Here is a 13751-nt window from a genome sequence, read left to right on the forward strand (position 1 = left end):
CGCCCCGGCAGACGCGCAACGAAGGGCTAACCCTTCGCCGCCGTCTTCCGGCGCGCGGCCGTCTTCTTCGCCGCCTTCTTCACCGGCGGCTTCGCCGCCGGCAGCGCCGCGTCGCTGATCCGCTCCGCCGAGAGGATCTCCCGCAGGAACTTGCCGGTGTGGCTCGCCGGCACGCCCGCGACCTGCTCCGGCGTGCCCTCGGCGACGACGAGGCCGCCCCCCGCACCGCCCTCGGGGCCCATGTCGACGAGCCAGTCCGCGGTCTTGATGACGTCGAGGTTGTGCTCGATGACGATGACCGTGTTGCCCTTCTCGACGAGTCCGTCGAGCACCTTGAGGAGCTTGCTGATGTCCTCGAAGTGCAGACCGGTGGTCGGCTCGTCCAGGACGTACACCGTCCGTCCGGTGGACCGGCGCTGCAGCTCGCTGGCGAGCTTGACCCGCTGGGCCTCGCCGCCGGACAGCGTCGTGGCGGCCTGGCCGAGCCGGACGTAGCCGAGGCCGACCTCGGTCAGCGTCTTGAGGTAGCGGGAGATCGCCGGGACCGCCTCGAAGAAGTGGCGGGCCTCCTCGATCGGCATGTTCAGGACGTCGGCGATGGACTTGCCCTTGTAGTGGACCTCCAGGGTCTCCCGGTTGTACCGGGCACCGTGGCAGACCTCGCACGGGACGTAGACGTCCGGGAGGAAGTTCATCTCGATCTTGATCGTGCCGTCGCCCGAGCAGTTCTCGCAGCGGCCGCCCTTGACGTTGAAGGAGAAGCGGCCCGGCAGATAGCCGCGCACCTTCGCCTCGGTGGTCTCAGCGAACAGCTTGCGCACATGGTCGAAGACGCCGGTGTACGTGGCCGGGTTGGAGCGCGGGGTGCGGCCGATGGGCGACTGGTCGACGTGCACCACCTTGTCGACGAGGTCGTCGCCGTCCACGCGCGTGTGCCGCCCGGGGACGTTGCGCGCACCGTTGAGCTCGCGCGCCAGGTGGGTGTACAGGATGTCGTTGACCAGCGTGGACTTGCCGGAGCCCGAGACCCCGGTGACGGCGGTGAAGACGCCGAGCGGGAACGAGACGTCGATGTCCTGGAGGTTGTTCTCCCGGGCGCCGTGCACCGTGAGCTGCCGTGAGGTGTCGCGCGGGCGGCGGACCTCCGGCACCGGTATGGCCTTGCGGCCCGAGAGGTACTGCCCGGTCTGCGACTCCTCGTTGGCGAGGAGTTCCTTCACGGAGCCGCTGTGCACGACCTTGCCGCCGTGCTCACCGGCGCCGGGGCCGATGTCGACGATCCAGTCGGCGACCTTGATGGTGTCCTCGTCGTGCTCGACGACGATGAGCGTGTTGCCCATGTCGCGCAGCCGGACGAGGGTCTCGATCAGCCGGTGGTTGTCGCGCTGGTGCAGGCCGATGGACGGCTCGTCCAGGACGTAGAGCACGCCGACGAGTCCGGAGCCGATCTGGGTGGCCAGCCGGATGCGCTGGGCCTCGCCGCCGGAGAGCGTGCCGGCCGCACGGTTGAGCGAGAGGTAGTCCAGGCCCACGTCGACCAGGAAGCGCAGCCGTTCGTTGACCTCCTTGAGGACGCGCTCGGCGATCTTCTTGTCGCGGGCCTCCAGCGTGAGCTCGCCGAGGAAGTCGGCGCAGTCGCTGATCGACATGGCGGAGACCTCGGCGATGGACCGGCCCATGACCGTGACCGCGAGGACGACCGGCTTCAGCCGTGTCCCCTCACAGCTCGGGCAGGGCACCTCGCGCATGTAGCCCTCGAAGCGCTCGCGGCTGGCGTCGCTCTCGGCCTCGCCGTGCCGCCGCTTGACGAAGTTGACCGCGCCCTCGAACGAGGCCATGTAGACGCGCTCGCGGCCGTACCTGTTGCGGTAGCGGATCTCGATCTGGGTCTTGTGGCCGTACAGCAGGGCCTTGCGGGCGCGCTGCGGCAGACCCGCGAAGGGGATGTCCGTACGGAAGCCGAGTGCGTCCGCGAGGGCGTGGATCTGGCGGTCGAAGTAGTCCTTGGTGTGTCCGTGCGACCAGGGGTGGATGGCCCCCTCGTCGAGGGACTTGTCCGGGTCGGGGACGATCAGCTCGGGATCGACCTCCATGCGCGTGCCGATGCCGGTGCACTCGGGGCAGGCGCCGAAAGGCGAGTTGAAGGAGAACGAGCGGGGCTCGAGCTCCTCGAACGACAGGTCGTCGTACGGGCAGTACAGGTGTTCGGAGTACATGCGCTCGCGCTCGGGGTCGTCCTCGGGGAGGTCGACGAAGTCGAGCACGACCATGCCGCCCGACAGGCCGAGGGCGGTCTCGACGGAGTCGGTGAGGCGGCGCTTGGCGCTGTCCTTGACGGTGAGGCGGTCGACGACCACCTCGATGGTGTGCTTCTCCTGCTTCTTCAGCGTGGGCGGGCTGGAGAGCTGGATCGTCTCGCCGTCCACGCGCGCGCGGGAGTAGCCCTTGGTCTGCAGGTCGGCGAAGAGGTCGACGAACTCGCCCTTGCGCTCGCGCACCAGCGGGGAGAGCACCTGGAAGCGGCTGCCCTCGGGCAGTTCCAGGACCCGGTCGACGATCGCCTGCGGCGACTGGCGGGAGATGGGGCGGCCGCACTCGGGGCAGTGCGGCTTGCCGATGCGCGCGAAGAGCAGCCGGAGGTAGTCGTAGACCTCGGTGATGGTGCCGACCGTGGAGCGCGGGTTGCGGGAGGTCGACTTCTGGTCGATGGAGACCGCCGGGGAGAGGCCCTCGATGAAGTCGACGTCCGGCTTGTCCATCTGGCCGAGGAACTGCCGCGCGTAGGAGGACAGCGACTCGACGTAGCGGCGCTGCCCCTCGGCGAAGATGGTGTCGAAGGCCAGCGAGGACTTGCCCGAACCCGACAGGCCCGTGAAGACGATGAGCGAGTCCCGGGGCAGGTCGAGCGAGACGTTCTTCAGGTTGTGCTCGCGCGCGCCACGGACGATGAGACGGTCGGCCACGCCGGTCCGCACCTTTCTTGAGAGAAGTGACAGGGGCGGGGCCCCGGTCACTTTCAGACTAGGGGGAGCCACTGACAACGCCGGTCGGATTCTGTGCTCCGTAACAATCCCGGACCCTCCAGCATGCCCGACGCCGCAGTCGACCTTATAGCAAGCACGTTCGATTTCCGGTCGGAGTGAGCCGTCTTCACCCGAAGGAGTGGCGGGGCTAGGGTCGGCCGCATGATGGATCACGCCCGCGACCTGGCCTCTCTCCGTGACGCGACCGACCGGCTGCTCAGCGCGGCCGCCGCACTGGACAACGCCGCTGTGACGCAACCGTCACGGCTGCCGGGCTGGACCCGCGGCCATGTCCTCGCCCACCTCGCCCGCAACGCCGACGCTCTCGTCAACGTCCTCGAGGGGCGTCCGATGTACGTCTCGGCCGAGGCCCGCGACGCCGACATCGAGAAGGGCGCCCCGCGCCCGCTGGAGGAGCAGCTCGCCGACCTGCGCGAGAGCGCGGACCGTTTCGCGCGCGCGGCGGACGCCCCCGCGGACTGGTCGCGCACGGTGGAGCTGCGCAACGGGGTCACCGACGCGGCGGCCCGGGTGCCGTTCCGGCGCTGGGCCGAGGTCGCGCTGCACCACGTCGACCTCGGGATCGGCCACGAGCTGGAGGACCTGCCGCGGGAGTTCACCGAGCGCGAGACCGGCTTCCTCGCCGACCGTTTCACCGGCCGCCCCGACGTCCCGGCCACGCGTCTGACCAACGGCACGCGCGCGTGGAGCACGGGACGGGCGGCGGACGCCCCGGAGGTCGCCGTGGCGGGCCGCCAGGCGGATCTGCTCGGCTGGCTGGCCGGACGCCGCGACGGGGCCGCGCTGACCGTGCAGGGGGGCGCCCTGCCCGCCCTGCCCCCGCTGTGACCCCCGGAACGCCGCTATAGGCTGACGGCCATGACGTACAGCGGAGCGGTGAGGGTCGGCGGTCCGGCCGATGTGCACGAGCTGCAGAACCTGATGATCACCAAGATCGCGGTCGGCCCCATGGACAACAACGCCTATCTGCTGCGCTGCCGGGCCACCGACGAGCAGCTCCTGATCGACGCCGCCAACGACGCCCACACGCTGCTCGGCACGATCGGTGACGACGGCATCGCGTCCGTCGTCACCACCCACCGGCACGGCGACCACTGGCAGGCGCTCGCCGAGGTCGTGGCCGCCACGGGCGCCCGCACCTACGCCGGCCGGGACGACGCCGAGGGCATCCCGGTCCCCACGGACGTGCCGGTCGACGACGGCGACACGATCCGGGTGGGGCACGTGACGCTCACCGCGCGCCACCTGGTCGGCCACACGCCGGGCTCGATCGCCCTCGTCTACGACGACCCGCACGGGCATCCCCATGTCTTCACGGGGGACTGCCTCTTCCCGGGCGGGGTGGGCAACACCTTCAAGGACGCGAAGGCGTTCGCCAGCCTGATCCACGACGTCGAGACCAGGATCTTCGACGTGCTCCCGGACGAGACGTGGGTCTACCCCGGCCACGGCGACGACACCACGCTGGGCGCGGAGCGCCCCCACCTGCCGGAGTGGCGCGCGCGGGGCTGGTAGCCCCGACGCCCGCCGGTACGGCTCAGGTGGCCGCGCGGCCGTCCGCCGCGAGCGTCGCGACCCGCTCCACCCCGAACGCGTACCCCTGCACCCCGCACCCGGCGATGACCCCGTCGGCGCGCAGCGAGACGTACGAGTGGTGCCGGAACTCCTCGCGCTTGTGGATGTTGGAGATGTGCACCTCCACCACCGGCAGTCCGTCGCAGGTGTTCAGGGCGTCGAGGATCGCCACCGACGTGTGCGAGTAGGCCGCGGGGTTGATCACGATCCCGGCGTGGTGCAGCCGCGCCTCGTGGATCCAGTCCACCAGCTCGCCCTCGTGGTTGGACTGCCGGAAGTCGACCGTCCCCCCGTGCGCGGCCGCGGCCTTGACGCACAGCGCCTCGATGTCGGCGAGCGTGTCCCGCCCGTAGATCTCCGGCTGCCGCTGCCCCAGCAGATTGAGATTGGGCCCGTTGAGAATCATGATCGGGGCGCTGGCAAGAGTGCGCGACACGCTACCTCCGGTCCGAACGACTCCACCGGCCCGTCCGGACCGCTGCTGTCCCCCGGTCTATCACGGTGCACCGGCGCCGCGACGGCCCGTGGGCCCTCCCCGCGTCCGGGCTCAGGGGTTGACCGCCAGTTCCAGGTAGGCGGCGAAGAGGACCAGGTGGACGCCGCCCTGGAGGGGGGTGGCACGGCCCGGGACCACGGTCAGGGAGCTCACCACGACCGTGAGCAGGAGCAGCACCATGTGCAGCGGGGCCAGGCCCAGGACCAGGGGGCCGGGGAGCCAGACGGAGGCGGCGGCCACGGCGGGGATGGTCAGGCCGATGCTGGCCATGGCCGAGCCGAGGGCCAGGTTGAGGCTGGTCTGCACACGGTCGCGGCGGGCCGAGCGGAGCGCGGCGATGGTTTCGGGCAGCAGCACGAGCAGGGCGATGATCACACCGACGACGGCATGCGGCAGTCCGGCCGCCGCCACCCCGGACTCCAGGGTGGGCGACACCCCTTTGGCCAGCCCGACCACCCCGATCAGCGCGGCGCCGAGCAGCCCCAGGCTGATTCCGGCCTCCCGCGCGGACGGCCTGCCGGCGTGGTCCTCGGCCCGGATCACCTCTCCCTGCCGGGTGATCGGGAGGAAGTAGTCCCGGTGGCGCACGGTCTGGGTGGCGACGAACAGGCTGTAGAGGACGAGGGAGGAGACCGCGGCGAAGGCCAGTTGGGGGGTGGAGAACTCGGGGCCCTGCTTGCTCGTGGTGAAGGTCGGCAGCACCAGGCTGAGCGTGGCCAGCGTCGCCACGGTGGCGAGTGCGGCGCCGGTGCCCTCCGGGTTGAAGACCGCCGTGCCGTGCCGCAGCGAGCCCACGAGCAGGCTCAGGCCGACCACTCCGTTGCAGGTGATCATCACCGCCGCGAAGACCGTGTCGCGGGCGAGCGTCGCGCTCTTGTCGCCGCCGTCCGCCATCAGGGTGACGATGAGGGCGACCTCGATGACCGTGACGGCGATGGCGAGCACCAGGGAACCGAAAGGCTCGCCCACCCGGTGCGCGACCACCTCGGCGTGATGGACCGCCGCCAGGACCGCTCCGGCGAGCACGACGGTCACCAGCGCCACGGCCGGGCCGGGCAGGTCGCGCCCCCAGGTGAGGGCCAGCAGGACGACCGCCAGCAGGGGCACGACGGTCGTCCACCGCGTGGCGAGCGCCCGGGACCGAACGATCATGACGCGATCGTCGCAGAGACGGGATAAGCCCGCATGTCCGGCCGCGGGGCCGGCTGCCGGCCCGGCTGCCGGTCGGGCTGCCGGCCCGGACGCCTGGCCGCTGCCGGCACCCTCACGCGTCCACGCTGTTCTTGGCGGCGCCTTCCGTCTCGGCCTTCGCCGCCCCGGCGGCCTCCTGCTTCCGCGAGGCCATGAGGCTGGTGATCGTGGTGACGATCAGGACCACGCAGATCACGCCGAGCGAGACCGGTATGGAGATCTCGGGCACGTGCACCCCGGACTCGTGCAGCGCGTGCAGCACCAGCTTCACCCCGATGAAGCCCAGGATGACGGAGAGACCGTAGGAGAGGTGCACCAGCTTCTTCAGCAGTCCGCCGATGAGGAAGTACAGCTGCCGGAGCCCCATCAGTGCGAACGCGTTGGCCGTGAACACGATGTACGGGTCCTGGGTCAGGCCGAAGATCGCGGGGATCGAGTCGAGCGCGAACAGCACGTCCGTGGTGCCGATCGCCAGCATCACGACGAGCATCGGGGTCATGACCCGCTTGCCGTTCTGCCGGATCCACAGCTTGGTGCCGTGGTAGCGGTCGGCGACACCGAACCTGCGCTCGGCGGCCTTGAGCAGCTTGTTCTCCTCGAACTCCTCGTCCTCCTCGTCGGCGCGCGCCTCCTGGATGAGCTTCCAGGCCGTCCAGATGAGGAAGGCCCCGAAGAGGTAGAAGACCCAGGAGAAGCTGGCGAGGATGGCGGCGCCCGCGGCGATGAAGATCGCGCGCAGCACCAGGGCTATGAGGACGCCGACCAGCAGCACCCGCTGCTGGTACTTCGAGGGCACCGAGAACTTCGCCATGATCAGGACGAAGACGAAGAGGTTGTCGACGCTGAGCGACTTCTCGGTGATGAAGCCGGCGAAGAACTCCCCGGACGGCCGGCCGCCGCCGAAGACCAGCAGGCCGAGGCCGAACAGCCCGGCCAGGGCGATCCACACGACCGTCCAGATCCCGGCTTCCTTGACGGACACGTCGTGCGGTTTGCGGCCGATGAAGAAGTCGACGGCGATCAGGGCGGCCAGCCCCACGATGGTCAGAACCCACAGGTTCACGGATACATCCACTGCGCCTCCGGTAGTACGTCACGGCAGTCTCGGTCGTGTCACCGGAGGTCTCTTCCACCCGTGCCGCCGGGACGCGGGGTGCGTCCGGTACTCGGGCCGACGCCCCGGGATCCGATGTCGGTCCGTACTGACGGGCACGTCGCGCAGATAGGGAGTACTCCCCTCCGTACGGACGAGAGTACCCGAATCACCAAGGAAAGGTAAAGTGAATGGCAAAGGAAAGATCAAAAAGCCAGTTCAGAGCGCCTTTACTCGCACTTGGTGAACGTCTCGGAGGCGAGCGGGGCAGCCACGGCCAAGGGGCGGCCCCGCCACCTCAGCGGTTCCACTCCCGGCGGGCCTTCGCCACGTGCTCCAGCACCTGCCCGAGCACCGGGCTGCCGGCCGGGATCTGCGGCGGCTCGTACGTCCAGGCGTGCCCGACCCACGGGTCCGCGAGGTGGTCGTCGGAGACCGGGGTGAGCCGCAGCAGGGCCCGCCAGAGCGGATCCAGGAGCGGTCCGTACCCGGCGGCGTCCCGGTCGGCCACCAGCATCAGATGGACGCCCACCGCCGGTCCCTCGTCCGCGAGATAGCGCAACTGGGTCACGGCACGGTCGTCGAAGCCGTGCGGGAAGTCGTTGACGATCAGCAGCTGCTCGGCCGTGTCGACGTCCGGGGGCAGCGCGTCGGCCGCGCCGCCGCGGAACGCCATCTGCAGCAGGTCCACCCGCTGGGTGAGCGCTCCCAGCACCGACGCGACCCCGGCCGGTCCCGCACCCGGCGGAGCGGCGAGCACGCCGGACCGGACCAGGGGCGCGAACGCCTCCGTCCCGGAGCCCGCCGGGTCGATGACGTGCACGGCGAACTCGCCCGCCGGATAGGCCGCGAGCAGCCGTGCGGCGTGGGCCACCGCCGCGCCGAGGGCGAGCCGGCGCACCTCGCCGGAGTCGGTGAGAGTCCCCTCGGCGGACGCAACGCGCCCGCTGTCGATCCATATGCCGCGCTCCAGCGGCAGCCGCACCAGCATCGGTATCCGGACGTCCTCGCACTCGGGCAGATGGAGATCGCCCAGGCGCAGCGCCATCGGCGTCTCCATCGGGACCCGGTAGCCCTGCCAGACGGGGCTGTCCCAGCGGGCGAACGCCGGGGGCAGCGCGGGTTCGACGACGCGGGACTCGGCCCGGAGTTGGGCGAGGTCCCGGTCGAGCACCGTCCTGGCCTGGTCCACGAGGTCCGCGTACCGTGCGCGGGCCGCCTCCCGGGCCGCGTCGCCCTGGCCGCCGAGACGGCCGCGGGGATCGGCGAGGGCCGCGTCCAGCTCCCGTTCCCGGCGCTGGTCGGCGAAGTCGACGGCACTGCGGTACGCGGCCGCCGTCCGTGCCAGGTCTTCGAACATGCCCCACACCTGGTTGTAGAGCCGCTCCTCCAGGGACCAGCCGGTCGCGTCGCCCGCGACCGGCACCGCCGGCTCGCCGGGCGGGGCCGCGGGGGCGGCCGGCGGGGGCGGCGGGGGTGCGGTGCGCTGCCGGGCGGGGTGCGTGTAGTCGACGGGGCCGCCGCCCGCGTCCGGCAGGCCGTACGGTTCGCCCGTTCCGGCGCCGTCGGTGGCGTCGGCGGACGGCGGGGAGGGCAGGGGCCGGCTCTGGTGGGCGCCGGGCGCTGCCTGGGCGGCGGAGCCGCCGGAGGGGACGCGCGGCGGCGCCACGGAGCGGGCCGTTCCCTCCGCCACGGCGTCGGCCACCTCGTCCGCGAGCCGCCGCGCCTCGGCCGCGTCCCGCCCGGCGAGGAGGTCGGCGAAGAGCGCGGCGAGACCGCCCGCGTAGCCCTGTCCGACCGCGCGCACCTTCCAGGCGCCCTGTCTGCGGTACAGCTCCAGGGCGACGACCGCGGACTCGCTGTCCAGTCCGGTGACCGTATAACCGGCGATCTCCGCGCCGTCCGGTGCGGTGACCGCCACGAAGGGTGCCGGGAGGGCGCCGAACCGGGCCGGGCCGCCGGTGCCCGGCGGCAGCGCGAGCAGCACCGTGACCCGGTGCGCCTCCTCGGGCAGCGCCGCCAGGTCGACGGCGAGCCGGTGGTCGGCCGCGACCTGCCGGGAGACCTCGACGCCGGGCAGCGCGGGCGTGCCCGGGTGGGCCACCCAGGCGGGCCCGGGCGTGCCGCCCTGGCCGTCGCCCAGTGCCGCGCCCGCCACGATCGGCTTGCCGGCCGAGATCCGGATCTCCAGACGGGTCCCGGGCAGTGGAAGGTTCTGTCCCCGGACCAGCTCGGCCGTCATCGCCTTCGCCCCCCTGTGCGCTGTCCTGTCGTGCTGTCGTGCGTGGTGCGGCTCTACAGGTGCGGCAGGATCGCCGGCATCAGGTCCTGGAAGGTCCGTCCGTTGGCCGGGGTGCCGAGGGCGGTCATCGTCCAGCCGGCGCCGGAACGGTGCACCTTGGCCATGATCTGCGCCGTGTAGGCCCCGCCGCCCGCGAGCGTGTAGCGGGCGAGTTCCTGCCCGTTGGTCTCGTCGACCAGACGGCAGAAGGCGTTCTGCACCTCCTGGAACGTCTGGCCCGTGAAGGAGTTGACGGTGAAGACGATCTGGTCGATGTGGACCGGCACGCGCTGCAGGTCGACCAGGACCGCCTCGTCGTCGCCGCCCTGCCCCGCGCCGCCGACGAGGTTGTCACCGGTGTGCCGGACGGAGCCGTCGTCGCTGACGAGGTGGCGGAAGAAGACCACGTCGACCGGCTGCTTGTCCGCGAAGAGCACCGCGGAGGCGTCGAGGTCGATCTCGCGGGTGCGCGTGCCGAACAGTCCGCGCCGGGGTGCCGCCTGCCAGCCGAGCCCCATGCGCACCGCGGTCAGCGTGGCTCCGTCGCTCTTCTGCAGACTGATGGCCTGACCCTTGGTCATGTTGACGGTCACGCGCTGTTCCCCTCTCGCAATGTCCCCTGTTGCCGTGGAAGTCCACGGATGACCAGCACTTTACGCAGCGGCACCGACAGTGCCGAGTCCCGGCGGAGGCTTTGTGTCGGTCTTGCAACACAGTGCGTGCACACCCGCCGGGCGGGTCGGCCCGGCCGCCCCGCACGGCCCGGCCCGCTCCGGCTCCCTCCCCGTCCGCCCCGTCTCCTCGGGCCCACGAGCCGTCATGCCTTCGTGGCCCCGCGGCCTCATGGCCTCAGGCCAGGCCGGCCTCCTTCATCTGCCGCAGTTCCTTCTTCATCTCCGAGACCTCGTCACGCAGCCGGGCGGCGATCTCGAACTGCAGGTCGGCCGCGGCCGCTCGCATCCGCTGGGTCATGTCCTCGATCTGCTCCGCCAGTTCGGCGGCCGGCCGGTCGGTGGGGACCGTCGCGGCGGCCTTGCCCCTGGCCGCCTTGCCCTTCGCGGCCGGGGCGTTCCCGACCTGGTGGTTGGCCAGCGCGGGCACCGGCGCCTTGGCGTCCTTCCCTTTGCGGTAGCCCGTGCCGAGCAGCTGCTCGGTGTCGACGTCCTCGCGGGCGATCTGCGCCACGATGTCGTTGATCTTCTTGCGCAGCGGCTGGGGGTCGATGCCGTGCGCGGTGTTGTAGGCGATCTGCTTCTCGCGGCGGCGGTTGGTCTCGTCGATCGCCCGTTCCATCGCCGGGGTGATCTTGTCGGCGTACATGTGGACCTGGCCGGAGACATTGCGCGCGGCACGGCCGATCGTCTGGATCAGGGACGTCCCGGAGCGCAGGAAGCCCTCCTTGTCGGCGTCGAGGATCGCCACCAGGGAGACCTCGGGCAGGTCGAGGCCCTCCCGCAGGAGGTTGATGCCGACCAGGACGTCGTACTCACCGGCGCGCAGCTCGCGCAGCAGTTCGACGCGGCGCAGAGTGTCGACGTCGCTGTGCAGGTAGCGCACCTGGATGCCGAGTTCCACGAAGTAGTCGGTGAGGTCCTCGGCCATTTTCTTGGTCAGCGTGGTGACCAGGACCCGCTCGTCCTTCTCCGTGCGGGTGCGGATCTCGTGCACCAGGTCGTCGATCTGGCCCTCGGTGGGCTTGACGACGACCTCGGGGTCGACGAGACCGGTGGGGCGGATGATCTGTTCGACGTGACCGTCGGCACGGGAGAGCTCGTAGGCGCCCGGTGTCGCCGACAGGTAGACGGTCTGGCCGATGCGCTGCTGGAACTCCTCCCACTTCAGCGGGCGGTTGTCCAGGGCGGAGGGCAGCCGGAAGCCGTGGTCGACGAGGGTGCGCTTGCGGGAGGCGTCACCCTCGTACATGGCGCCGATCTGCGGCACGGTCACGTGCGACTCGTCGATGACGAGAAGGAAGTCCTCGGGGAAGTAGTCGAGGAGGGTGTTCGGCGCGGTGCCCGGCGCGCGGTCGTCGAAGTGCATCGAGTAGTTCTCCACGCCGGAGCAGGTGCCGATCTGGCGGAGCATCTCGATGTCGTACGTCGTCCGCATGCGCAGGCGCTGGGACTCCAGGAGCTTGCCCTGCTGGTCCAGGGCGGCCAGACGCTCCTCCAGCTCCTTCTCGATGCCGTTGACCGCCCGCTCCATGCGCTCGGGGCCGGCGATGTAGTGGGAGGCGGGGAAGACGTAGAGCTGCTGGTCGTCGCTGATGATCTCGCCGGTGAGCGGGTGGAGGGTGGACAGCGCCTCGATCTCGTCGCCGAACATCTCGATCCGGACGGCCAGCTCCTCGTAGACCGGGAAGATCTCGATGGTGTCGCCGCGGACCCGGAAGGTGCCGCGGGCGAAGGCCAGGTCGTTGCGCGTGTACTGGATGTCGACGAAGCGGCGCAGCAGCTGGTCGCGGTCGATCTCGTCGCCGACCCGGAGCGGGACCATGCGGTCCACGTACTCCTGCGGGGTGCCCAGGCCGTAGATGCAGGAGACGGAGGCGACCACGATGACGTCACGGCGGGTGAGCAGGGAGTTGGTGGCGGAGTGGCGCAGCCGCTCCACCTCCTCGTTGATCGAGGAGTCCTTCTCGATGTAGGTGTCCGACTGGGGGACGTAGGCCTCGGGCTGGTAGTAGTCGTAGTACGAGACGAAGTACTCGACCGCGTTGTTGGGCAGCAGTTCGCGGAACTCGTTGGCGAGCTGGGCCGCGAGGGTCTTGTTGGGTGCCATCACCAGGGTGGGGCGTTGCAGCTTCTCGATCATCCACGCGGTGGTGGCGGACTTGCCGGTGCCGGTCGCGCCCAGCAGGACGACGTCCTTCTCACCCGCGCGGATGCGCTGCTCCAGCTCGGCGATGGCCGTGGGCTGGTCGCCGCTGGGCCGATAGGGGCTGACGACCTCGAAAGGCGCCACCGTACGTTCGATCGTGGAAACGGGCCGCATGTCATCCACCGTACGACCCGCCACTGACAACGGGGTCCGGTCAGCGGTTCTGCGGGGTCCGGTGGTCCCGTGGCACCGTGCGCTGCCCGGGGCGGGCGAGGGTGCGGCGCAGTCCGGCGTCGACGGCGTCGACGGCCGGGGGGTGGGCGGGGACGCCGGGGCGGCGCTGTTCCACCGGGGGCCGGCCGGATCCGCCCGCGATGATCAGCGGGTCGAACATGACGACGACGCCGGCCAGGCAGAGGAAGACCAGCGGGCCGATCATCAGAGGCGCGAGGAGGGAGGCCGGGGAGTCGCCGGCCGGGCTGCCCGACCCGCCGTGCAGATGGACGCTGAGGGCGGCCATGCCGGTGTAGTGCATGCCGCTGACGGCGAGCCCCATGACGAGGCTGGCGCCGACGCTCCACAGGAAGCCGCGGACCTGTCCGGCCGCCCAGAGCGCGGCGGTCGCGGCGGCCATGGCGATGATCACGGACGCGGCGACGGTGAGGGTGTTGTACTGCAGCGTCCCGTTGAGCCGCATGCCGGCCATGCCCAGGTAGTGCATCGTGGCGATGCCCAGACCCGTGATGGTGCCGCCGGTGAACAGCGGCACCCCCGTGGCACCGCGGTAGCCGACGATGAACACGCCGATGCCGACCATGAGGACGCCCACCCCGAGGCTGGCGAAGGTGATCGCCTGGTCGTAGTGCACGGGCGTCTCCGCGACGGTGAACCCCATCATGGCGATGAAGTGCATCGTCCAGATGCCGGAGCCGATGGCGGCCGAGCCCAGGGCGAGCCAGCCGGCCCGCCAGGACTGGGCGACGAGCATCGATCTGGTGGTGCAGCGCAGCCCCAGCGCCGCGCCCAGGAAGGCCATGAAGAACGCCACCAGTGGGGTGACGATCCCGTAGCTGAAGCCGTCGACGGTGCCCTGCATGCGCGGCTGCCCTTTCCGACGTACTGCGTTTTTGCCAGGCAGAGAGTATGACCCGGACCTGAATGGTCGAACGATTTTCCGGCAAACAATCACGGGCCGCCCCCACTTGTGCATCCTGTGTGACCACAGTTGGACAACTCCTGGTAATCGACGCC

General features: G+C 70.9%; 10 protein-coding genes. 2 read left to right on the forward strand and 8 right to left on the reverse strand.

Annotation, left to right across the window (positions count from 1 at the left end; genetic code table 11):
• Nucleotides 1–26 precede the first annotated feature (26 nt).
• Nucleotides 27–2963 (reverse strand): excinuclease ABC subunit UvrA, encoded by a 2937-nt coding sequence (gene uvrA / locus OIE12_RS07995; RefSeq protein WP_329133180.1) that lies wholly within the window; start codon nt 2961–2963, stop codon nt 27–29.
• Between the two features lie 222 nt (nt 2964–3185).
• Between uvrA and OIE12_RS08000 the strand changes: the two genes are divergently transcribed.
• Entirely contained in the window at nt 3186–3872 is a 687-nt protein-coding gene (locus OIE12_RS08000) for a maleylpyruvate isomerase family mycothiol-dependent enzyme (RefSeq protein ID WP_329133182.1), read from the forward strand.
• 30 nt (nt 3873–3902) lie between these two features.
• On the forward strand, nt 3903–4559 hold the full coding sequence (locus OIE12_RS08005) for an MBL fold metallo-hydrolase (RefSeq protein WP_329133184.1): 657 nt from the start codon (nt 3903–3905) through the stop codon (nt 4557–4559).
• Between the two features lie 22 nt (nt 4560–4581).
• On the opposite strand, the gene aroQ is transcribed toward OIE12_RS08005, so the two are convergent.
• The 7 genes from aroQ to OIE12_RS08040 form a co-directional block, all read right to left on the reverse strand.
• Nucleotides 4582–5055 carry a type II 3-dehydroquinate dehydratase gene (gene aroQ, locus OIE12_RS08010; protein ID WP_030380624.1) on the reverse strand — a complete coding sequence of 158 codons (474 nt, stop codon included), beginning with the start codon at nt 5053–5055 and terminating at the stop codon, nt 4582–4584.
• A gap of 111 nt (nt 5056–5166) precedes the next feature.
• Nucleotides 5167–6267 (reverse strand): calcium:proton antiporter, encoded by a 1101-nt coding sequence (locus OIE12_RS08015; protein WP_329133187.1) that lies wholly within the window; start codon nt 6265–6267, stop codon nt 5167–5169.
• 112 nt (nt 6268–6379) lie between these two features.
• Nucleotides 6380–7381, reverse strand: a complete 1002-nt coding sequence (locus OIE12_RS08020; protein WP_329133189.1) for a TerC/Alx family metal homeostasis membrane protein — start codon at nt 7379–7381, stop codon at nt 6380–6382.
• Nucleotides 7382–7697: 316 nt separating this feature from the next.
• Nucleotides 7698–9641 (reverse strand): TerD family protein, encoded by a 1944-nt coding sequence (locus tag OIE12_RS08025; RefSeq protein ID WP_329133191.1) that lies wholly within the window; start codon nt 9639–9641, stop codon nt 7698–7700.
• 53 nt (nt 9642–9694) lie between these two features.
• Nucleotides 9695–10273 carry a TerD family protein gene (locus tag OIE12_RS08030; RefSeq protein WP_329133194.1) on the reverse strand — a complete coding sequence of 193 codons (579 nt, stop codon included), beginning with the start codon at nt 10271–10273 and terminating at the stop codon, nt 9695–9697.
• A 256-nt stretch (nt 10274–10529) separates the two neighbouring features.
• Entirely contained in the window at nt 10530–12674 is a 2145-nt protein-coding gene (gene uvrB, locus OIE12_RS08035; protein ID WP_329133196.1) for an excinuclease ABC subunit UvrB, read from the reverse strand.
• 40 nt (nt 12675–12714) lie between these two features.
• Nucleotides 12715–13596 carry an MHYT domain-containing protein gene (locus tag OIE12_RS08040; protein WP_329133197.1) on the reverse strand — a complete coding sequence of 294 codons (882 nt, stop codon included), beginning with the start codon at nt 13594–13596 and terminating at the stop codon, nt 12715–12717.
• Nucleotides 13597–13751 lie beyond the last annotated feature (155 nt).

Source organism: Streptomyces sp. NBC_00670, assembly GCF_036226765.1.
GTDB lineage: Bacteria > Actinomycetota > Actinomycetes > Streptomycetales > Streptomycetaceae > Streptomyces.